The organism is Deltaproteobacteria bacterium (assembly GCA_021737785.1).
Classification (GTDB): Bacteria; Desulfobacterota; DSM-4660; order Desulfatiglandales; family Desulfatiglandaceae; genus AUK324.
Genome location: JAIPDI010000017.1, coordinates 75,256 through 96,197 on the forward strand (window position 1 = coordinate 75,256; position 20,942 = coordinate 96,197).

Annotated in this window: 23 protein-coding genes and 1 tRNA gene; 4 read left to right on the top strand and 20 right to left on the bottom strand. The window is 51.7% G+C overall.

Translation table 11 applies throughout. The annotated features are described in order from the left end of the window. Positions 1-38: 38 nt before the first annotated feature. From K9N21_10340 to K9N21_10350, 3 genes are read right to left on the bottom strand one after another with little or no spacing between them, the layout of a single operon-like run. Positions 39-599 carry an NUDIX hydrolase gene (locus K9N21_10340; protein ID MCF8144307.1) on the bottom strand — a complete coding sequence of 187 codons (561 nt, stop codon included), beginning with the start codon at positions 597-599 and terminating at the stop codon, positions 39-41. Between the two features lie 33 nt (positions 600-632). Continuing rightward, entirely contained in the window at positions 633-1,349 is a 717-nt protein-coding gene (locus tag K9N21_10345) for a protein-L-isoaspartate(D-aspartate) O-methyltransferase (GenBank protein MCF8144308.1), read from the bottom strand. 18 nt (positions 1,350-1,367) lie between these two features. Continuing rightward, entirely contained in the window at positions 1,368-2,999 is a 1,632-nt protein-coding gene (locus K9N21_10350) for an adenylate/guanylate cyclase domain-containing protein (protein ID MCF8144309.1), read from the bottom strand. Between the two features lie 453 nt (positions 3,000-3,452). On the opposite strand from K9N21_10350, the gene K9N21_10355 reads away from it, so the two are divergent. Continuing rightward, positions 3,453-3,530, top strand: a tRNA-Glu gene (locus tag K9N21_10355). Positions 3,531-3,613: 83 nt separating this feature from the next. Next, positions 3,614-4,447: an alpha/beta fold hydrolase gene (locus K9N21_10360; protein ID MCF8144310.1), complete on the top strand. Its 834-nt coding sequence runs from the start codon at positions 3,614-3,616 to the stop codon at positions 4,445-4,447. Positions 4,448-4,520: 73 nt separating this feature from the next. Here the strand turns inward: K9N21_10360 and K9N21_10365 are convergent, their stop codons facing one another. The 13 genes from K9N21_10365 to K9N21_10425 form a co-directional block, all read right to left on the bottom strand. Then, entirely contained in the window at positions 4,521-6,545 is a 2,025-nt protein-coding gene (locus K9N21_10365) for a 3-hydroxyacyl-CoA dehydrogenase/enoyl-CoA hydratase family protein (GenBank protein MCF8144311.1), read from the bottom strand. Positions 6,546-6,673: 128 nt separating this feature from the next. Further along, a complete protein-coding gene (locus K9N21_10370) occupies positions 6,674-8,734 on the bottom strand; it encodes a hydrogenase iron-sulfur subunit (GenBank protein ID MCF8144312.1) in 2,061 nt (686 codons plus the stop codon). Positions 8,735-8,843: 109 nt separating this feature from the next. Next, on the bottom strand, positions 8,844-10,202 hold the full coding sequence (locus K9N21_10375; protein MCF8144313.1) for an FAD-dependent oxidoreductase: 1,359 nt from the start codon (positions 10,200-10,202) through the stop codon (positions 8,844-8,846). Between the two features lie 95 nt (positions 10,203-10,297). Then, entirely contained in the window at positions 10,298-10,507 is a 210-nt protein-coding gene (locus K9N21_10380) for a ferredoxin family protein (protein MCF8144314.1), read from the bottom strand. Between the two features lie 96 nt (positions 10,508-10,603). Continuing rightward, a complete protein-coding gene (locus K9N21_10385) occupies positions 10,604-11,035 on the bottom strand; it encodes a VOC family protein (protein ID MCF8144315.1) in 432 nt (143 codons plus the stop codon). 82 nt (positions 11,036-11,117) lie between these two features. After that, positions 11,118-11,324, bottom strand: a complete 207-nt coding sequence (locus K9N21_10390) for a ferredoxin (protein MCF8144316.1) — start codon at positions 11,322-11,324, stop codon at positions 11,118-11,120. A 119-nt stretch (positions 11,325-11,443) separates the two neighbouring features. Beyond that, positions 11,444-11,974 carry an L-2-amino-thiazoline-4-carboxylic acid hydrolase gene (locus K9N21_10395; GenBank protein ID MCF8144317.1) on the bottom strand — a complete coding sequence of 177 codons (531 nt, stop codon included), beginning with the start codon at positions 11,972-11,974 and terminating at the stop codon, positions 11,444-11,446. A gap of 11 nt (positions 11,975-11,985) precedes the next feature. Then, on the bottom strand, positions 11,986-13,968 hold the full coding sequence (locus tag K9N21_10400) for an FAD-dependent oxidoreductase (GenBank protein MCF8144318.1): 1,983 nt from the start codon (positions 13,966-13,968) through the stop codon (positions 11,986-11,988). 269 nt (positions 13,969-14,237) lie between these two features. Further along, positions 14,238-14,864: a TetR/AcrR family transcriptional regulator gene (locus tag K9N21_10405; protein ID MCF8144319.1), complete on the bottom strand. Its 627-nt coding sequence runs from the start codon at positions 14,862-14,864 to the stop codon at positions 14,238-14,240. Between the two features lie 351 nt (positions 14,865-15,215). Next, entirely contained in the window at positions 15,216-15,827 is a 612-nt protein-coding gene (locus tag K9N21_10410; GenBank protein ID MCF8144320.1) for a hypothetical protein, read from the bottom strand. A gap of 24 nt (positions 15,828-15,851) precedes the next feature. Next, a complete protein-coding gene (locus tag K9N21_10415; GenBank protein ID MCF8144321.1) occupies positions 15,852-16,991 on the bottom strand; it encodes a tyrosine-type recombinase/integrase in 1,140 nt (379 codons plus the stop codon). 3 nt (positions 16,992-16,994) lie between these two features. Continuing rightward, positions 16,995-17,213, bottom strand: a complete 219-nt coding sequence (locus tag K9N21_10420) for a hypothetical protein (GenBank protein ID MCF8144322.1) — start codon at positions 17,211-17,213, stop codon at positions 16,995-16,997. Next, complete coding sequence (locus tag K9N21_10425) at positions 17,210-17,374, bottom strand: hypothetical protein (GenBank protein MCF8144323.1); 165 nt, start codon at positions 17,372-17,374, stop codon at positions 17,210-17,212. The genes K9N21_10420 and K9N21_10425 overlap by 4 nt, the downstream gene beginning before the upstream one ends. Positions 17,375-17,672: 298 nt before the next feature. Between K9N21_10425 and K9N21_10430 the strand changes: the two genes are divergently transcribed. Next, positions 17,673-17,987, top strand: coding sequence for a hypothetical protein (locus tag K9N21_10430; GenBank protein ID MCF8144324.1), 315 nt, complete (start codon positions 17,673-17,675; stop codon positions 17,985-17,987). Positions 17,988-18,027: 40 nt separating this feature from the next. After that, positions 18,028-18,306: a hypothetical protein gene (locus K9N21_10435; GenBank protein MCF8144325.1), complete on the top strand. Its 279-nt coding sequence runs from the start codon at positions 18,028-18,030 to the stop codon at positions 18,304-18,306. A 19-nt stretch (positions 18,307-18,325) separates the two neighbouring features. Here K9N21_10435 and K9N21_10440 read toward each other — a convergent pair whose 3' ends face one another. From K9N21_10440 to K9N21_10455, 4 genes are all read right to left on the bottom strand, one after another. After that, a complete protein-coding gene (locus K9N21_10440; protein ID MCF8144326.1) occupies positions 18,326-18,739 on the bottom strand; it encodes a hypothetical protein in 414 nt (137 codons plus the stop codon). A 188-nt stretch (positions 18,740-18,927) separates the two neighbouring features. Further along, positions 18,928-19,866, bottom strand: a complete 939-nt coding sequence (locus K9N21_10445; GenBank protein MCF8144327.1) for a phage major capsid protein — start codon at positions 19,864-19,866, stop codon at positions 18,928-18,930. Positions 19,867-19,942: 76 nt separating this feature from the next. Beyond that, complete coding sequence (locus K9N21_10450; GenBank protein MCF8144328.1) at positions 19,943-20,413, bottom strand: hypothetical protein; 471 nt, start codon at positions 20,411-20,413, stop codon at positions 19,943-19,945. Between the two features lie 4 nt (positions 20,414-20,417). Further along, the gene (locus K9N21_10455; GenBank protein ID MCF8144329.1) at positions 20,418-20,909 is read right to left on the bottom strand and encodes a hypothetical protein; all 492 of its coding nucleotides are present in this window, start codon (positions 20,907-20,909) and stop codon (positions 20,418-20,420) included. Between the last annotated feature and the right edge of the window lie 33 nt (positions 20,910-20,942).

The following is a 20,942-nucleotide window of genomic DNA, read 5'->3' on the forward strand; positions in this document are numbered from 1 at the left end:
TTCACTACTTTTCAATCATTCAAAAAATTTAGATCGCTTCAGTCAGTTGAATCAGGAGGCGCCTCCAGGTCCTGATCCAGCCACAGCCTTGTCATAAAAAGCGCGGCTATGGTCTTTGCATCCCCTATCTCCCCCCTTTGCACCATCTCAACTGCGTCCTCGAACCCGACCTCGTGGACGTGAAGGATCTCATCTCTATCCAGATGCTGCCTTGCAGGGGTCAGATCGGTCACACAGAAGATATGGATTCGCTCATCCGAGTATCCGGGCACCGGGGTGATTTCCCCCAATTTGTGCCATATATCGCCTGAATATCCGATCTCTTCAACCAGTTCCCGTTTCGCACAGTCCAGGGGCGTTTCATTGGGGTCCAGTGTCCCGGCAGGGATCTCCCAGATAAATCCCCCCATTGCATGACGGTATTGCCGGATCATCAGCAGGGTCTTGTTTTGCGTCAGAGGGACCATGGCCGCGGCCCCGGGATGACGGACAATATCCAGATCAACGGTGACGCCGTTTTCCAGCGCAACCGTCTCCTGTACAAGCCTGAATACTCTTCCCTGGTGAAGGGTAACACGCTCAAGGGTTTTTGTACTCATTCTCTTCTCCAAAAGATATCTTTTCTCGCCGCTTCACTCCTTATTCCCGACCATCGGCACAAAACGAACCCGCATTGCTTCTTCCTTTTGGAGCCGTCCCCCCGTCTTAACGCCGATCTCCAATCTCTGAACGGTCCCTGCCCCCCCCACCGGGATGATCATGCGGCCCCCTTCCTTCAACTGCGCAATCAGGGGCTCAGGGACCTTTTCAGGGGCGCATGTGACGATGACGGCGTCAAAGGGGGCTTTCCCGGGCCACCCCTTGTGGCCATCTCCGATCCTGATGTGGATGTTTGTATACCCCAATTCGGCCAAGGTTTGCCTGGCCCTTTTTCCCAAGATTTCCACGATCTCAATGGAGTATACATCCTTGACGATCTCCGCCAGAACCGCAGCCTGATACCCGGACCCCGTACCGATTTCAAGGACCTTGTCCTCCGGCGTGAGTCTCAGCGCCTCTGTCATGAAGGCGACGATATAGGGCTGGGAGATGGTCTGGCCTTCACCGATGGGAAGAGGATGGTCGGCATATGCCGACCCCCGATATTTTTCGGGTACAAAAAGATGCCTGGGCACCGTTTTCATGGCCCGTATGACCTCCCGGTCTTTTATCCCCCGGTCGATAATCTGCGACTCTACCATGACCTCCCGGTAATGGGCGAAATCCCTTGCTTCCTGGGCGAGGCAGGTAGAAAAACCGCACGGGACAAGAAAGAAAAGAAACAGATACCATAAATATGCCTTTACCATTCTTAAGTTCCTTTCACTTTATTCGCCGAGCTGATAGACAACGATCGGTCTTGAGTACCCCTTTACAAACCGGGCAGACTCCTTCTTCAACGGGAAACTCCCTTTGAGTCGTTCAACCGTCTCTTGGCTCACCAAAATTTCGCACCCTATTTCCCGGGTGAGGCCTTCAATACGCGAGGCCACATTGACCGTATTGCCGATGAGAGCGTAGGCCGACTGATCTTCGCTCCCCGAGTTCCCTGCCAGGACACTCCCGGAATGAATTCCGATCCCGTGGGCAAACGGCGGCTTGCCCGAGGCAACCCGTTCCGCATTCAGCTCCCTTAAGGCCTTTCGCATGTCTGTGGCCGCCCGGACAGCTGCATCCGCATGGCCTTCAAAACGAACGGGGATGCCGAATACGGCCTCGATTTCATCCCCCACAAATTGGAGCACCAAACCCCGGCGGAGACGTATGGCCCGGTGCATGGCCGTAAAATAGGCCCTCAATCCTGACATGACTTCTTCAGGGGGATTGTTCTCGACAAAAGGGGTAAAATCCCTCAGGTCGACAAACATCACCGTCCCCTCCCGGCGCTCCCCTTCCAACGGGATACGACCGGAAAGGATCTCGTCCCGGATCTCGGGGGTTACGTACTTTCCGAAGACTTCCCTGAGCTTCTGCCGGTCTGCCAGACCCCGGATCATCTGATTGGCGGCATCTCCCAGTATGCCGATTTCATCGTTCCCGACCACCCGGATCTTTGCCTGATAATCCCCATCCCGGATCTTTCCGAGCGCCTCTAACATGCTTTTTAGAGGCTCCACAATCGATCTGCTGACCAACCTGTTAAGGACCCCTGTACTGATAAAGAAGATCCCGAAGAGGACCACAGTAAAAATAATCACTCTTCGACCATATTCTTCCACCGGTATTTTCAACGCATCCAGTTCCCACTGCAGGGTGACAAGGGTAACGATGAGGATGGTCATCGGCACCACCGTTGCCATCCTGAAAAATATCCGTATACGCCGGGAAATGGATATCCTGGCAGCGCCCTTGAGATCGGCCACACGGCCCTCTGGAAAAAAGAAAGGGATAAGCTCCCTTCGGGAGTAGGCCTCCAACCTGTAGAAGGCCACAGACGATGTGATGAACCCCACCATGCTGGCCCGGGCTGCGAAAACCGCGCTGGTGCGGAGATTCATCAGATCCACCACATAGGCGATGAAAAAAACCAGGGCGGGGGCAACAAGCCACAAGCCGATGTTCAGGGCAATAAAGATAAAAGGAAGGTTGATCAATCTGCGGCGGGCCTTCTCCGAAACACGAGCCGGAGGTTCTTCGCCTCGCTTCACCCTGTTCAGGCATCGGGAGATCGGACGCAGAAGCTGGTGCATCACCAGCAGCGTCGGAGAACCGATCAGGGCTATCAGGAAAAAGAGGCTGGCCAACCGCTTGACTACCTCGAAGGAATATTCAAAACCCTCTTTTTGGGCGAGGTCTGTAAACTGCCTTAAGATAAAATCCGTGGGTGTGGCAAAATTGAGCACAAAAACCACGCTGATACCGATACCCATGGCCAGTACGCTGATCACATAGAATCCGCCAAGGGATAATCCGGATGGATCAGGCCACTGATCGCTTATGGAGGGGGTCGTTTCCGTCATATTTGTTCATTCATGGGGACATCTGTTTTGAGCCGTACCCTACCACACTTGGGTCCCTGCCGCAAACCTCCTTTGGTTCCATCGGATCGAAAGCCCGCCGAAAGAATTATCGAGCAGTCCAAAAAAACCTTTGACAAAAGGAGGGATCTTGTTTATAAAGTATGTTTCTATTACGGCTGTCAGAGATGTTATTTCGATATTCATTCGAACAAGCAACATCGAGAGGGTCGGACCTTACCCGAGGTACGCGCCTCCATGGTGAGCACCTCCAGCAAGGGCATGCGTTCTGCGTCCCCATCGTCTAGTTCCGGGTCCAGGACATCCCGCTTTTCAAGCGGGACAACACCTGACTTTCTCAAGCAAGGGGGCGTGAACAAAAGAATATTGTTGTATCTGTTTCTATTTGGGTGCTACGCTTCAAGCTTTAATCTTGGCGCACGGCCAAGCCCCTACGTCCCCATCGTCTAGCCAGGTCCAGGACACCGGCCTTTCACGCCGGCAACACCGGTTCAAATCCGGTTGGGGACGCCATTCAATAAAATCAAGAGGTTAGCTATAATAGCTCAACCTCTTTTTTTATGTGGACAGAGATCCTTTAATCCTGCATCGGCATTATGTGGCTTTTCATTCTCATTATTACCGCGCTCTATCTGATGGTGACCCTGTTTTTCACCTACGTGGTCCTTCAGGTCCCTCGACAACCGATCCAGGACCCGCCGGACTGGGGCCGGATCATGGATACCCGCATCCCTGCGGCGGATGGCGGCGATTTGGAGGTCTGGCGGATTGACCCCCACGGGCCTTCACGGGGGATTGTGGTCCTGGCCCACGGATGGAGCCGCAATCGGGATCGCATGGTCAAAAGGGCCAGGTTGTTCGGGGAAATGGGCTTTACAACCATTATCCACAGCGCGCGGGACCATGGACAATCCAGTCGCAACCATTTTATGAATGCCGTTAAATTTGCCGAGGATATAGAGGCCGTATTGAACTGGGTGGGTGAACCGGTTTTTCTGTACGGCCATTCAGCCGGGGCCGCGGGGGCCGTCATTGCCGCCAGCCGAAACCCTGAGAGGGTAACGGCGCTCTTTTTGGAAGGGTGCTACGCCCGTACCAGGGAGGCCCTGCGCAGCCTCTACCGGAACTATAACCTGGCCTTCGGGATCGTGTTCGGCCCGATGATCGTGTTCTGGATGGACATCTTTTACAGGTTCAGGATGGACCAGGTGAGTCCGGCCTGCCTGGCTCCCCAACTGGATATCCCTGTGCTGATTATTCATGGAGAAAATGATCGGAATTTCTCCATTCACCATGCCTGGCGGCTCAGAGACAGCTTCCCGGCCGGCCGGGCCGTCCTCTTTGTGGCCAAAGGCGCCGATCACAGCTCCAGCAGCCTCACCCCCGAATACCCCGCCGCCGTCCGGGCCTTTGTAAACCGCTATCTGTGAGGGCTAAATAAGAAATCCAGATCTTATAGACCTGGATTTTTCTAACCTCGAGAGATTGAGCAAAAGCCATTCTCTACTTCTTGAACTCGGGTCGCCGCTTTTCCAGAAATGCTGAAATCCCTTCCCTGGCAGCATCGGTACAGGCGATATCCCCAAACCCCTTATAGCCGATCTCAATGGCCTCGGCAAAGGTCTGGGCGGCTGCAGCGTCCCGGATGGTCCGGGCCGTGATCTGAACCGCCTCCCTGCTCAAGGCCTGTTTTCCTGCCATGCAAGCATCGGGAATCTGAATATCCGGGATATCGATCTTTCCGTCCGGTATCCGCGTGATGTTACCCTTAAGCCTGTTAACTTCCTCCATAGCTGCCCGGATCAGATGGGAAGGCGCGTCCACGACCTGGGCCACCATGCCGATCTCCTGGGCCTCTTTAGCCTTGATGGGCCGCGCAAAGCAGATCATCTCGTGGAAGAGCCGGGACCCCTGGGGCCATCTGCGGTAGGGAACCACGCACCCGCCAATGCCCGGCAGGATTCCCAAGGTGATTTCTGGGAACTGAAAAAAGGCCTTCTTCACAGCCACCATGCCGTGACACCGGAGGGCCACCTCAAAACCTCCACCCAGGGCCATGCCGTTGATAGCGGCCACCACCGGTTTTTCCATTTCATCCATAAACCGCTGGACCTTGGCGCATTCTCGTGAATACCGGATAGCGGCCTCGCTGTCGCCCAACATCTCGGGGAATTTTCCGATGTCCGCGCCGGCTGAAAAGGCGGCGGTTCCATATCCGGTAATCACGAACCCCTTCACGGCCGGATCATCGGTATATTCCTTAAAAACAGACAGGATCTCATCTGTGATCTCATCGGTGATGGCGTTCATGGCCTGGGGTCTTCTAATGGTGATGATCTTGATCCCGTCCATTTCATCCACCAGGACAAAGCGCCGGAAATCCAGATACATGCCAAGAGATTGCTTCGGCTGTGGAAAACCGGGCCGGTCCGCCTCGAATTTCTCCATGATCCGCTTGACCTCGGCCTCTCCCAGGTCCCGCATCACATCAAACGGCCCTTTTTTAAAACCGAGGGCGATCTGACAGCCGAAATTAAGATCTTCCCGAGTGCCGATGCCCCGGTCGACCACGTCAAAGGACTGAGAGAAAAAGATGCCCAGCATACGGTCTCGGATGACCTGTTTCACCGCGTCCGGGACATCTACCTTGGACCCCGGACGGGGCGTCCGCCACCGTTCCACCGATTCCAGGATGGACGCGGGTCTATAGTGCGCGCCCTCTTCCATCTGGAGGGTGTTGGTCTCGATGATAATGGGGTTGCCATTGGCCATGTTGAGCACAAAGAAAGGCCCGGCGAACACGAATGCTTCCACCACCTTGTCGATCTGTGCAGCGGTCGCATCCTTGAGGAGATAGGCCGCCTCATTGCACCAGTTGTCAAAGATGCGATCCAGCATAAAGCAGATGGCATTATCCGTAATGATTGGGGCCTTTCCGGTCCGGGCAAAAAACCAGAAGAGGTAGTCCACCACCTCCTGGCGTGCTTTTTCCCATCCGATTACCTCCACAGGAAGGCTCCGCCAGGCCGGGGCAAAGAAGTGGGTAATGGTGGTCCGCTCCGGCCGCCGCATCTTATTAAATATTCGGTCCGCAGGGATGGAACTGGTGTTGGAGGTAATAATAGCATTCTCTGAAACCAGGCCTTCAACCGTCTCGAAAATTCGCTGCTTCAGGGCGATATTCTCGGTAGCCGCCTCGATCACCAGATCGCAGTCTTTAATCCGGTTGTAGTCGGTGGTGTAGATAATATTCTCCCCAACTCCCTCGGCCGTCTCCGGCGTCATCTTCTTTTTGTCCAATGCCTTCTGGATATAGCTCGAGAGTCTTTTTTCAGCCTTTTTGAGCGGATCCTCTGCCACATCCACCAGGTAGAGCGTGATCCCCGGCAAGGCGCTCTTAAGGTAATAGCCGATGTCGGGGCCGATAGTCCCGGCCCCGATGACCGCGACCTCTTTGGGAAAATCGTACGCGGGCGTAACGAGCAGGGGGTTATGAAATGTCGGATAAAGCTTTTTTTCCTGTTCCATAGGTTTTCTCCTTTCGTCCCGCCCAAACGGTTAAGCGGTTCATTGGGTTCATCGAGTTTATCGGCCGAGTTGAGTTTTCTGCTGTTCCGCGCTTCCGGTTTCGAGGTTTCCCTGATGAGAATCCAGTATTAAATCTCCAGCGATTTTACCATGTCCCGCATGGTCCTCGCGAATTTGGGACCGTCCGCAGCCGAGCACCAGACATTCCAGAGTCTTTCCGGATCATAACCCGCCTTGGCCAGCCTCTTTTTGACCCGCCGGACCCTTTTCTCCGCGGCATAATTGCCCTTGATATAGTGACAGGTAGGGAACTCGCATCCGGCGACCAAGACCCCGGCCGCTCCCAGTTCAAAGGCCCGTTCAATCATCTTGATGGAGACCCGGGCCGAGCACATCACCCGAATGAGCCGCGCATTGGCCGGATACTGGAGTCGGCTCACCCCGGCCATGTCCACTCCACCCAGGGCGCACCAGTGGCAGACAAAGGCGATAATCTTGTCCTCAGGCGTATTTTCGAGGGCCGCGGCCACCTGGGCCAATATCTGGGGATCGGAATAGTGAACAATGGTGATGGATTCTGTAGGACAGTCGGCTGCACAGAGGCCGCATCCCTTGCACAAGGGCTTGATGACCTTGGGGGTCTTTTCTTCGTCCAATTCGATGGCATTGTACGGGCACATTTTAGCGCAGAGGCCGCATCGTTTGCAGTCGGTCAAATCGATGTCCGCCACAATCCCCTCGGCCTCCACATACCCCCGCTTCATCGGGATTGAAGCCCTCATGGCCGCCCCGGCCGCCTCGTCCAGGGTGTCCCGTAAAGATTTTGGGGAACGGGCACACCCGCACAGATGAATCCCGCTGGAGGGGAAATCAAGGGGTCCTAATTTGACGTGGGCCTCCTGAAAAAACCGATCCGCGTTGGCAGAAATCTTGAGGAATCCCTTTGTCTGGTCCACGCTGTCATCCCCCCCATAACCGGTGGTAAGCACGATCAGGTCGGCAGGCATTCGAAATTCACGGCCAAGGATGATATCCCGGGTCGAGACCTCCAGTTTCCCGTTGGACCTTGAAATTTCTGGATAGTGATCCCGGGAAAATCTCAGGAACCGGATCCCCTGGTCCACGGCCTTCCTCAGGTCCTGCTTCTCCTCCCTGACCATGCTCATGTCGCGATGAAGGACCGTAACAGTCATCTCAGGATCCGTCGCCTTGAGGGCGAGGGCGTTCTTGACCGAGACATTGCATCCGATATGGCAACAGCCGTGAGAACTGTTTCGTGAATTGACGCAGTTGATGAAGACCACGTCATGGAGATCGCTGAGCGCCCCCTCCTTCAGGCGCTCCTCCAGGGCCAGCTGGGTGATCACCCTGGCGTCATCGCCGAAATCGTAGACGCCTTCCGGCGGCAGTTCCTTCATCCCCGTAGCCACGATGACCGTGGAGACGGTCATCTCCTCGTCAACCCCGTTTGCCTGAAGACTGATCTTAAAATTACCGATATACCCATCAACCGATGTGAGTTGCGCGTTGGTGTAGACCGTGATGTTGGGATGGGCGTCCACTGCATCAGCCTTGGCCTTGACCAGGTCTTCCGGACCATAGGACCGCTGATCAGACCGGATCCCGGAGATGCGGTTGAGGAGCCCGCCCAGCTGGGCCTCCCTCTCCACGAGCACTGCACGGAACCCCTGATCCGCTATATGAAGCGCCGCGGTCATACCAGCCATGCCGCCGCCGATCACGAGGCACTCTGTCTTCACAGGAAGCCTGATCTCTTCCCCTTCTTCGAGAAGCCTGGCCTTGGCCACCCCCATCCGGATCAGGTCCTTGGCCTTTTCCGTGGCGATATCGGGCTCGCCCATGTGGACCCACGACACCTGCTCCCTTATACTCACGAATTCCAACAGATAGGGATTCACCCCTGCTTCTTTGACGGCCCGCTTGAACAGGGGTTCATGGGTTCTCGGGGTGCACGATGCAATGACCACACGATTGATGGCATGCTCCTGGATCAGCCCCTTCATCTTTTCGATGTAGTCCGACGAGCAGGACCAGCGTCCCTCATCGGCGAAGGCGACCCCTTCAAGTCCGGCAGCGTAGGCCGTCACTTCCGGAACATTCACCACCCCCGCGATATTGGAACCGCAGTCGCATACAAATACGCCTACCCTGATTGCGTCATCGCTCATTTAGTGCTACCCCAACCGGAGTCACCATAGTTGACGAGAATAACAAAAACACGCCCTGACATTGTTTTTGTAAGCGCATGGCTGTCCCACCATAGTCAGGCGCCAGTTCTCAACTTCTACGAATATTAAGGATCGCTTTCATGCCTGCCGCACCGGCCTGAACCACTGATTCGGAGATATCGATGGGGCCCAGTGCGCCCCCGCAGACATAAATCCCTTCCACCCGGGTTTCCAGAGGCGCCAGCAGCGGATCGTTTTCCTTAAAGAACCCCAAATGATCCGTCTCGATATTAAGGGCCTTGGCCAGTCTGGCGTTTCGATCCGAAGGAACCAGCCCGGTGGAGAGGACCACCATGTCCACCTCCTCTTCTCTTAACCGATCCGTATCCGGGTCCAAATAGGGGATCTTCAGGTTTCGGGTCTCGGGATCTTCAAAGACGTCCCAGGGTCGGACATTAATGTAGCGGACCCCCATGGACCTGGCTTTTTCATGAAATTCCCAGAAGTCCTTTCCATAGGCCTTCAGGTTGTTATAAAAGATCATGGCCTCCATGGATGGATCGTGCTCTTTGGAGATGATCATCTGCTTGGCGGCGATCATGCAGCAGACCTTGGAGCAATAGGGCAACTGGCCCTCTTTTGCACCCCGTCCCGCGCACTGGATCCAGGCGATCCTCATGGCGTGCTTCTGGTCGGACGGCCGTATGATCTCCCCGCCGGTCGGCCCCCCTGCATTCATCAGTCGCTCAAATTCCAGGTTGGTCACCACATTCTGGAAGACACCATATCCAAACATCCCCTTTTCCGGCGTGTACGACCTGATACCGGCAGCGACAATAATGCTCTTAACATCCAGTTTCAGGTTTTTATTGGACTGCCAGAGTCGTACCGCGTCCTTCCCCTCCTTAATGCACGCCTTCACGCAGAGGGCGATAGGGCATTCCCTGCATTGGCTGCAATCCACCACACACTCGCCCACGCACGCCCCCTGTGCCCGCATGTTGCCGTACCGGCAATCCGGATCGATCACCACAATATTGGGAATCGCCTGGGGGAACGGGGTATAGATCAACTTCCGTGTACCGCTGATCCTGCCGTCCATTTCATCCGGAATGGTGACCGGACACGCCTCAATGCAGGCCCCGCAGCCGGTGCACTTATCCGGATCGATAAAACGGGCCTTCTGCACCAGCTTGACATCAAACCCCTTGTCGGTTTTCTTGACCTTTCGGATCTCAGTATTGCTTAAAATCTCGATATCGGGATGGTTGTCCACCTCGTACATCTTGGGCGCCTCGATGCAGATGGCGCAATCATTGGTGGGGAACGTCTTGTCGAGTCGCGCCATCATGCCGCCGATGCTCGGGGTATCGTCTACCAGATAGACATGGATTCCATAATCCGCCGCATTCAAAGCCGCATTGATTCCGGCAATGCCGCCCCCTATAATTAGTATCGAATCAGACATGCATTCACCCGAAGCGCAATAACGAATTCAGGAATTGAGGGATCAGATATAAGAGGCCGGCTTCAATTCCTGGATTCAACAGTCCTCAATTCCTCTCATATTTCCGTAATAATAATGGCCTTTGATTTGCAGACGGCCGCACAGGTCCTGCACCCCAGGCAGTTCTGAGGACGTGCCACAGTCGCCTTGTGTGCCATGTCAAAGACGTCCACCGGGCAGAATCGGACGCACTCCTCGCATCCGTCGCATTTGTCCGGATCGATATGCACGAGATAGACTTCAAAGTTCTTGTATCGTTTGCCCATAATCTCAGTCTGTAATTTGAAATCCGGAACACAAGACTGCATGCCGGAGGAGTCGGCGCCCCTCCTGCCGAATTTTAAGTCTCCGGTTTCGAGTTCCTATTTCAGTTCATCCCACTTGTAATCGATCAGCTCGGTTAAGACCCCGTTCAGCTTCTTGGGATGGATAAAGGCAAATTCGCAGTCCCTGAACGGCCTTGCCACCTCGCCCTTTGAATCCGGAATAAAGGGATACTCCCTGGCCTTGAGTTCATCCACCGCCTTGCGCGTGTTGTCCACATTAAAACTGATGAGCATCACGCCCTCTCCATTCTTTTCGATGTACTTGGCAACATCCCCATCCGGCGTTGTGGATTCCATCAGTTCAAACCCGACTTCGCCGACCCAATATCGGGCCACATTGATCTTTTCCGGTTCATCCACATAGGCGTCATCCGGGCCTGACTTGCCCAACAGGGGTTCCCAGATCTTCCTGGCCGCGGCCAGGTCCTTTACGGCAATACAGATATGATCGATCTTATTGACCTTCATGATCCACTCCTTTGAATTGAAGGTTTTCGATTGACGACCGAAGCAGCTTCGATCGTCAATCTTCAATGTTCAATTCTCAATTCTAAAACGTTACCTTTTCGAGGGGTACGCTGATCGCGTGATCGGGACAGACACACCCGCACTCATTGCAGTCTTCGCATATAAATTCCGTCACCACGACCCTGTTATCCTGTACCCTTATGGCCTGATCAGGACACGCCTCAATACACAGCGGCTGGACGTTGCCCCCACACATGGTGCACTTTTCCGGATCTATTTGAGCAGCCATTTTGTTTCAACTCCTTCATATTTTGAAAATCTTTTTAGAGGTCGCCGGGTTTCGCCTTCGCTCTATCCAATCGACGATCTCAATTGTAGCGGGGAAGGAACATCTCCCCTCCGGTTTCATCAGCCTTCTTCCTTGGACAATCTCAGCAGATATTCGCCCTCGCCTCTCGGAATGGCCTTGAGCATCTCAATCTTGAGAGGGATATTGAAAAAGACACTCACGTCTTGGAGCATGGACTGAAAAAGCCTTTCTCGGGTGAGCGCCACCTCCTCCATCGGGACCCCGAATTCCTTGGCGGCGGTCGGCCAGGGGCAACGGGTGCAGCGGATAAAGACCTCGCCGGGCTTTTCACCCTTTTCGGCCGCTGCAAGGGCCCCTTCGGTGACCCAAGTCCCGGCCAGAGCACGTCCCAGGTTCATCAAAAAGGCCTCTTCTCCCTTCAACCAGTTCAACCGCGGCAGAAGGCTTTTCCCCATATCTTTTCCCATCATTTCAGCCGCCTTCAAGGCAATATCCATCGGCTTCATATCCGGACCTGCCACTGCAACGGCGACTTCCCGCCAGCGGTAATAAGTCTTGCAGATCTCGGCCTGGGCGCTATGAAGATCCCGCCATAATTTCGTTATTTCTTTTTCTGCATTTACTGGCATTTTTCTCCTCCTTAGATCCTTAGACCGATTCGGTAGCCGTCATGCACGGCGCTGGACAGGTTGCGGGGCACCAATGCGTCTCCAATGACAAAAAGTTCGATCCCTTCCGACTGAACCGTCTTTTTGAGGCTCTCGTTGGCCTCACGCTCCGATACGACCACGGTATCGCACGCTACCGGGAACCGATATCCATCAAAGGTTTTCACGATAATCTCACCGTCGTTGATCGCTTCGATGTCGCAGTCATTGTAGGCCATCACGCCGTTCTGCTTGAGATAGATCATGTATCGCCATTTGAATGATGGATTCACATCGAACCCTGCGGTCTTTTCCCTGCCCACAAGCGTAACCTTCTTGCCCTGCTTGGCTAAGAAGAGCGCCACCCCGATGCCGGGCTTCCGGTTTCCATAGACCACCACGGTATCGCCTACCTGGGCCTTGCCGTTCATAACATCCAGTACGTTCACCACGTTGTCCCGACCGGCTGCGCCCTCGATCTGGGGATAGAACGGGCCGGTGGCCAGAACCACACTGTCGGGCATCTCATCCGCTATCAATTGTTCGGTCACCTCTTCCCCCAGGTGAAAATTGACGCCCGCCTTTTCGCACATGGTCTTCTGGTAGTTGACGCAGGTCATCAGTTCTTCATCCCCATAAGGTGCGTGCGATGCTTCCAGGAGAGTCCCGCCCACCTCGGAACGCTTATCATACAGGTGCACCTCATGCCCTCTCTGGGCAGCCACATAGGCGCATTCCATTCCCGAGGGACCGGCGCCCACAATCATGATCTCTTTTGGATCTTCCACGGGTTTCGGGGTAAAATTATCATCGTGCTCATGGGCACAGCGGGGATTGATGTAGCAGGTCATGGGGGCGTCCCGGAAGAGCCTGGCAAGGCAGAGGTTGCAGGCCACACAGTGCCGGATATCTTCCTCTCTTCCTTCCAAGACCTTCTTGGGCATGAGGGGGTCCGCAATCATGGACCGGCACATCTCCCAGAAATCGAGTTCCCCATCGCCGATGGCTTTATCCGGTTTGTCCGGGGTAAAGAGCCTGTAGGCCATTTGAATCGGTATCTTGACATGCTCTTTAGCCCGTTTGGCCAAATAGAGCCAATTCCCCTGGGGGATGTCCCTGCTGATCACAGGGTATATGGATTCCTGCCAACCCAGGGTGCAACTGATATAGTCGGCGCCGGCCTCTTCAGCCATCCTGTAGGTCTCCATGGATTCCTCGGGCGTGTTCCCCCGGACGTCGTTGAGCAGCTCTTCTGAACAAAGACGGATGCCTACCGGGATGTCCGGACCGCAGACCTCTTTGACCCCCTGGATGATCTCCATCATGGCCTGGCATCTCCCCCGAATATCACCGCCGTATTCGTCGGTCCTCCGGTTGGTATAACTGGAGAGGAAATTGGAGATCAAGTATCCGACGATCCCTGAGATCTCCATAACGTCAAAGCCCGCCTCAACGCCCCTTCGAGCTGCATCCACATGTTGCCGGACCATCTCCTTGACCTCGGCGTTGGTCATCTCAAACATCGGCTTGAAGATCCGCAGACGCTGGGGAACGGTCGAGGGACCGTGCCCGCTCTCCACCTCCACCGCGCCGACCCGGCCGCAGTCCATCAACTGGAATCCGGCAATGGCCTTCTCACTGTGGATCGCATCTGCGATCCGTCTCAGGCCATCGACATACTTATCGTCCCAGCAGGCCGCCTGACCCACATAGCCCTGACCCTTCCTGGCCTCATCCATGTACACCCCCTGCATGAAGCAAAGGCCTCCCACAACCCCTTCTGCCCTGGACCGCATGTAAGCGATATCTGCGTCGGTGATAAAGCCGTTGTGGTCATTGAGGTTGTCTTCAGTGGCTGCATACTTGATCCGGTTGGGGACCATAAGATTGCCTAACTGAATCGGTTTGAACAGATTCGGGTAGGCCTTTGCCCCAGGGTACGATGCATAATCCCATTCAAACAATACCTTAGCCATTTACACGCCTCCTTTTCAAATTCCTGTGAGTAAAACGACATCGCCGACGTGAGGACCGCCGCAATGCCCGGCCTAAACTCCTTAGCTGAAACCCATGATGCGGAACAGTTCCAGAATATTGAATTTCGATCAATGCTAAGCTAACACCTTAGACTTCTGAAGTACGGCAAAAGGCCCCATAGGGGCTCTCATTTAAAGCGCTGCAACCATAAGGGTCCGTAACGCCCTTTGGAATGGGAGGGAAACAAGACAATTCGGGTTAGTCAAATTTACTTCGCAGCTGTCCCGCCCGACGGTTCCGATCCTACTGTCAGAAATCCGTCCATCATCAGGTCAAAGATCTCCTCTAAATTCTCGAACAAGGAATAGGACCGGTCTTTCAGTAGCCACCGGGTCACCAGGTGTTCCATGGTCCCGATAAAGATATCCCTGGCAAAATAAGGATTGAGGTCCGGTTTCATCTCGCCCGATGCCCGGCCCTCTTCAAATATATCGATTAAGTAGGCATAGAGGGCCTTGACATTTGAATAGACGTCGGTCTTCATGAAGTTGGCATTGGTCTTGAGAAAAAGGTAGACGATCTTGGCATCCAGGGGGGCCTCTTCCACACGTCGTAGATACCACCATAGAAACTTGCGCAGTTTGTTGACCGCCCCTTTGATGCCGAACAGCTGTTCCTTCAGATCTCCTATCAGTTCCGAGACCCAGAGGTCCGGGATGGTCAAAAGGAGGTCTTCCTTGCCCTGAAAATAGTCATACAGGGCCGCTTCAGAGAGGCCGGCCTGCCGGGAGATATCGACGATGGTGGTTTTCTGGTATCCCTGCCCTGCAAACAGCGTCTTAGCCGATTCAATAATCCGGCTTCGCGTATTTTCCTTAGAAACCTTATTGCCCATGGATCATCTTCCGAAAAAAATTAGGCGACAACACTGCCAGCCCTTGTCATAGGTAAGCTAGATACTTTATTTTATAGATCAAAGAAGATTTGAATTGCATTGGTCCGATCCCCTTTTCTCTGCAAAATCGAAATAGCCCTTTGCATCTGGATATTTACGGATTGGTCTCTATTCCCGCATATACTCTGATATAAACTCTGATTTCAAATCGTCATTAGGTGGTTTAAGTTATTGTTTTTATGTCAACTTATTACAATATCAAAGCATAATTATATTTTTACTTAATATCATTAGGTCATATCGTTGTCAAGCAGAAAAGGGATGCCATCCGCCTGGATAACCGTATGATGATTAAAGTCTCATGCGCATTCGAGGATGGCTTTTCTGGCAATCTTCTTTTCCGTAGGCGAGACAGGTGAGGGGCTTTACATTGTGAATCGCACAGATGAAGAGGCCCTGGGGGGGGAGTTCCCATAGGAAGGGGCAGAACTTTTGTGTGAGGGGGCTGTCCCCTGCGATATAGGTATACCAGTAGCCCGGATAGCGTATGGTCTCAGGGGCATCCGGGACGGTCCCGGAAAGCTGACAGCATTCCCCGCAAAGGGTGCACCATTGTCCCCTTGGGACAACCTGTCGTGCGTCGCCGTTTAGATCCACGCATGTCGCCTCACGGTTCCCGAAACACCGGTCAATATCTTTGCGGATCCGAAGGAACATTCGGCTGAGAAGGGCCAGGTTTTGGCCGGCCCTTGCCAATCCGCACCGGCTCTGTTCACCATTGGGCAGATAATGCCGCACATAGAGGGTGAGGGGAAAAAAGGGATCGCCAAGGGCCTCCATAACCTGATGCCCGGCTTCTGTTTCTTCATACAACCGGCCCACGTCTTGGGCCACGTGGGACATTGGCAAGGCCTTGTGTCTGCGTTCCACTGCATCGTAAATCAATGACTCAAAATAGTACATAACTCATCTAACATATTGTTTCTGTTAAGTTTTTTTGTCTCCGTTTTTTGCCAGATGCGGCTGAGATGCGTTTAAATGCATATCCAAATTATCAACCTCGGTTTTGAAATTTGACGGTATCCAGTGCGTGTAGGTGTCAAATGTTATCTTGATAGAGCTATGTCCCATCTGGTAACTTACATCTCCGATATTATGCCCTCTGGCAATTCTGATTGTGGCGTATGTGTGCCGCAAGTCATGGACCCTCATATGTGGCAGGTCTGCGTCTTTCAAAATAGCATCAAGTGTGTAATTTATAGGTAGTGGCCTCATAGGTTTTCGTCCGTCAAAGGTGAAGATCCACTGTGAAAACGGCCTGCCTTTTTTTAATGACTCTTTCTGCCTTTCGAGCTTCAAGGCTTTCAAGGTCTCCGTCAAATATGGCGTCATATCAACCACTCGGCTCTGACGGTTTTTAGTCGGTCCTACAATCCCATTATAGACGGTCCTCTGAATTTTGATAGTCCTCTTTTCAAAATCGATATCGTCCCATTTCAAACCAATTAACTCGCCCACCCTCATGCCCGTGCGCAGCAAGGTCAAAAAGTGTGGGTAAAACAGGCCGCCCCTGTGCTGTTTGGCCTTGTCAAGTAGAATAACAATCTCGTCCTCCTCCAATGGCCTGATTTTGATGTTACCTTTGTTGTTAAGCTTTAAACCCTGGAGCGGATTCATCTCTATCAATTCTTTATCTATGGCATATTTAAAGATGTGACTCAACGGTGATCTTAGATTCTGAAAAGTCGATGGTGACATTCCTTTTATTGCCAAATCGTCAAAAAATCCGCTCAGGTCTTTCTTTTTGATGTCCCGGATTTCCTTTTTGCCAAATGCTGGGTATATATGCTTTTCGAGTAGGGAGACATAAGCATCTTGTGTCTGCACGCACCTCTTATGTGGCAGCTCCAGCCATTTTTCAGCCACGGTCTTGAATGAAGGTGATTTTTTATTGAACTCCTCCATTTCCAAATCGCCCAGCGTCAGCTTTGCCTCAATCTTCTTTGCCATATCCCTGGCAAACTTCTTGTCTTTGCCTATCTTCTTAGATTTCCGTTTGCCTCGGTGGTTGATGAAAAGCCAGTATTCGCCTGAGCCTTTCGGATGTTCTTTAACCTTCACGCCCATGATTTATCCTCCCTCGTATTCCCGGATCAAATCGTCAATCGTTAAATCGTGTGACAGAAAGCCACCATGTTCACTGTCAGCGTGCACCCGCAGTTGATTAACCAGATACGCCTGAGCGTGTGGATTATCCTTGCAAGCCTCGTCCAGCAATTCGATAACCTCCCACAATTTGTCTTGTGCATCGTGCAAAAGATCCAAGATATATTCATCATTTTTTGTCATCTCTTGCCTCCTTTCTTTTTGGTCATGGTTTCGGTTTCTTCCACGTACTCCTGAATCATCTTGCATAGAACGTCCTTGATGGTGGTCTTTCGCTGCGCAACTGCCATTTTCAACCTGATTCTCAAATCTTCATCCAGATGAAATGTGGTCCCTTTTACCATTGCCTGCCCTCCTTGTGTTTATGTTATCGTTTTAACGTTTGTCATATTCTAATCATTATGATTTTAAATGTCCAGTCCTTTTTTTAGTATAATTGCCTTTTATTGTCGATTTGGAGGTATAGCTGAGCATGGCTTAGCTTCTTATCGACGGTCTCCGGCCTTCTCACAAAGCCGAAAACTGACCTAACTCCGGCCTGTGATTAGGAAAATACGATTTTTCGGAGGCTCATGCAGATTTTTGTGAATTTAACGATTTTATTTGCTATGATTAGAATAAAACTGAAAGGAGGTGTTATAATTGGCAAGCGTCATTGACATTCAGACTATTTTAGCAGGTCGAATTATTGATGGGGTCCACGATAGTATTGGTGATATTGAAGGGATTATTGACGATGAGTTGGAAAAGCAGGCATGTATCAATTATCAAAACCTTTCCAAAGATGAGCGGGAAATGTATCGTGACAATGTAGGCAAGATGCTCTCCGTTAAAATTTTGCGCCACCCTTGTATGAAAAACATTATTGATGGGGAAGTGCAAGCAAAAGATGCACCATTAACCAGCCAGGAAATGTTTGACTTGTTACGGGAAATATTCCCATGGGACTATTCCTAAATCATCAACTATCAACCAAATGAAAGGAGATAATTGAAACATGGAAGAAAAGAAAATGACTCAAAATGAAGAGGAGATCATGTTATGTGCAAATCAGAAATTGAAACTTAAACCGATAGATGGTTTTGTTGTCAAAATATGTGACGTAAAGCTTCACGCGACGGGTCCCCCTACTTTTGGCCTGGTTTTTCCCATCCCTAATGAGGAAGCTTATGAAGTCATGCAAAACAAAATAACACTAGCAGAACAAAAAAAATTAGCAGCTTCTGCGATAAAAGAATGTATAGAGGAATTTAAGCAAAAAGAAGATCTCGTTTAACCGCGTGCAGGCTTTTTATTTATCCCCACCATTGAATCTCCGGCTGATCCTCCGGCTGAACGTCAGGCCCTTTCTTCATAGCCCGTTCTTTTGCTCGCTCCTCAAGTCGCCACGATTGAGGGGCGAAAATAGCCCTCAATAGATGGGTACAGGCCACCGCCTCAATAGTCACCAATTCATCATATATCGGTGATGGTTTCGGCTCGGCATGTTTGCAATTTTGGCAGTCTGTACAATCCAAAACCAGATCGAAAAATGCGGCATTGCGTAAGCAGATCTGATAACTGTCACATCTATAGTCGCGATATGGAGCTGGTGGAGTTTCTTCAATCAGCTTTGCTTTCTTCTTTTTTTTGGGTTTTTTCTTGAGACTTGCATTTGGCATACGTTTTTTAATATGCTCTTTGCTTTGCTTGTAGCCTTTTTTCGGCATGGTTTCATCTCGGTATGATGTAGGGGTGGGGTGTCTATGGGGTGTGGAGGGCACCCCATAGACGGCTTTAACGCTGGCAAGATGAAGCAGGAAAGGAGTGAAACTGCTTCTTAACCGGAGTCTTGCCACCCCGTGCCTGCAATAACCCAGGTCAAAGGAGAAAAACCCCTGGGCATTATTCGCAGGACTTATGCAGCTACGGCAGCATCCTTGATTCCACGGAGCCGAGCCGCAGACTTGTTATGGCCAATGGTAAACGAGGCGATCCACTCAATCAATGTGCGATAAGCAGTGCCTCCACTGTAGAGGCCAAGGTCCAAAACGTCCATTTCCCCACATTGTAACCCAAAGACGTATTGACCAACACCAAACCGAACGGCATAAATGCTGGTTGACGCAGCCGTGCCACCGCCAGGGTTATCCTCTGTGAAACCGAGAATCTCGTCATTATTCTCATCCGTTTCAATCACCCCGATGGGAATGTCATTGTAGGTGGTTACTCTGCGACCAAATTCATCAAGGGTGAAGTTGATGTCTCCAGACACGGAGCTGGTTCTCGAAGCCACCGTCAATCTCCTTCTCATGGTTTTATTCATAAAAAGAATGTCAGGCGAACCATCGACAGCATCAATAAGCTCATCTAATTTGGTAAGAGTAAGAGAATCACCACCAGAAGATGAGCCAGCGTTAATGAGCTGGTTTCCAATTAGTCTAACTTGCAGACCATCAAACTCTTTTGGACTTGCTTCACAATCACCTTTAAAGAAAGTCTTTTGCCATTTCAAGGCACAAGATTTGGCTTTTAAGGAATCATGAATAGCCCGCAAGTCATTAATGTTTCCCTGGGTCTTAACAAGTACACGGTCCACATCTGAAACACCGCCAGATATGGTCAGGTTTTCAGTTACAGAATCAAGGCCTGTAGTGCTTTCGGTGTAACTTTCATTCAAACCCCTGAAAGCGGTGAACGGCAGGGTGGCTGCTCGGTTAAATTTATATGAATCACTCGAAACCGTCAGAAACGGCAGTCTTTCGAGTACGGGAGAGGCTTTGGGAAAACATTCAATCACGCCTCTCTGCAAAGGGTCAGTTTTAAGTCTTGCTGCTTCAATCAATGTAAGTGCCATTGTAAAAACCTCCGTGAGTGCCTAATCACAAGACCTTCAAGGAGGTTCGACGTGCAGCACTTCTGAAAAATGTTATTTACTTGTAACCATGCACCATCATTTGTTGTGGTGTCATGTTGCTAAAATCAAGAGGCTGTTTGCCTGATGGACGTTTTGAATCCAGGCCGTTTACTACCTGCCTATTGAATAATCCCTTTTTAAGTGCGTTTCTGATCCAGGTTATTTTAGCGGCTGGCTCAAGGTCTGGAATGATGTCCCTGAATTCCTCCGGCACATCTTCAACCATTTCATCAGCAACAGTGCGCAGAGCATCCGTGGCGCGTTTACGTTGCTCCAAGACCTGATCAAAACGACTTTTTGGAATCATATTCTCACCTTTTCCGGTGGTGTCGTCCGTGTAGTTTTCGGCCTGGCCTTCAATTAGTTCATCCTCGCTGCCTTTTCTTGCAGCAACAGGAACATGCTTCACGATAACTTGTGGAGCGTTTGCCGCTTCCTGCTTTGCTTCTTCACCTTTAACGTCCGTGTTGACGATTTCATCTGCCATGTGTCTATTCCTCCGCTTTTACGCCTGCGTTTGGCGAGTAGTTAAAAAGTTTATTTTCTTCCCGTATTTCTAAAAGTCTTTGCTTTGCATCTTCTCGGGTTAAATCAGGATTCTTGAGCATCAAAATATCAACTCTGCTTATCGTGCCCATCTCTAATTCCTTCTCCCATTTTTCGGATTCCTTCAAAGGGTCCATAGTCGGTTTTGGATCATAGAAGTCGATTTTTAGCCTTGCCTTGTCACTAATCTTTCGGCCTTGATTGTGAACGTTCCACACGACGCGAAACATATTAAAAAGCCGTTTCTCATAGGTGTTAAATAAACTGATCTGGTCCCTGCGCAACTCTTCAAGCTCACGATTGCCTGAGATTCTTGCAAGGCCGCTTTCTTGTGCCCCCTGTGTCAGAGTAGTTGTCGGATGAAGCAGGAGAGAAGTGGCGACACCCCCGTAGGTGAGCGTAGCGAACCGGAGGGGGTGTCGGAGGCGACCCGCCATCCCCATTTCTCCTCAATACGAACATGAAGCGGG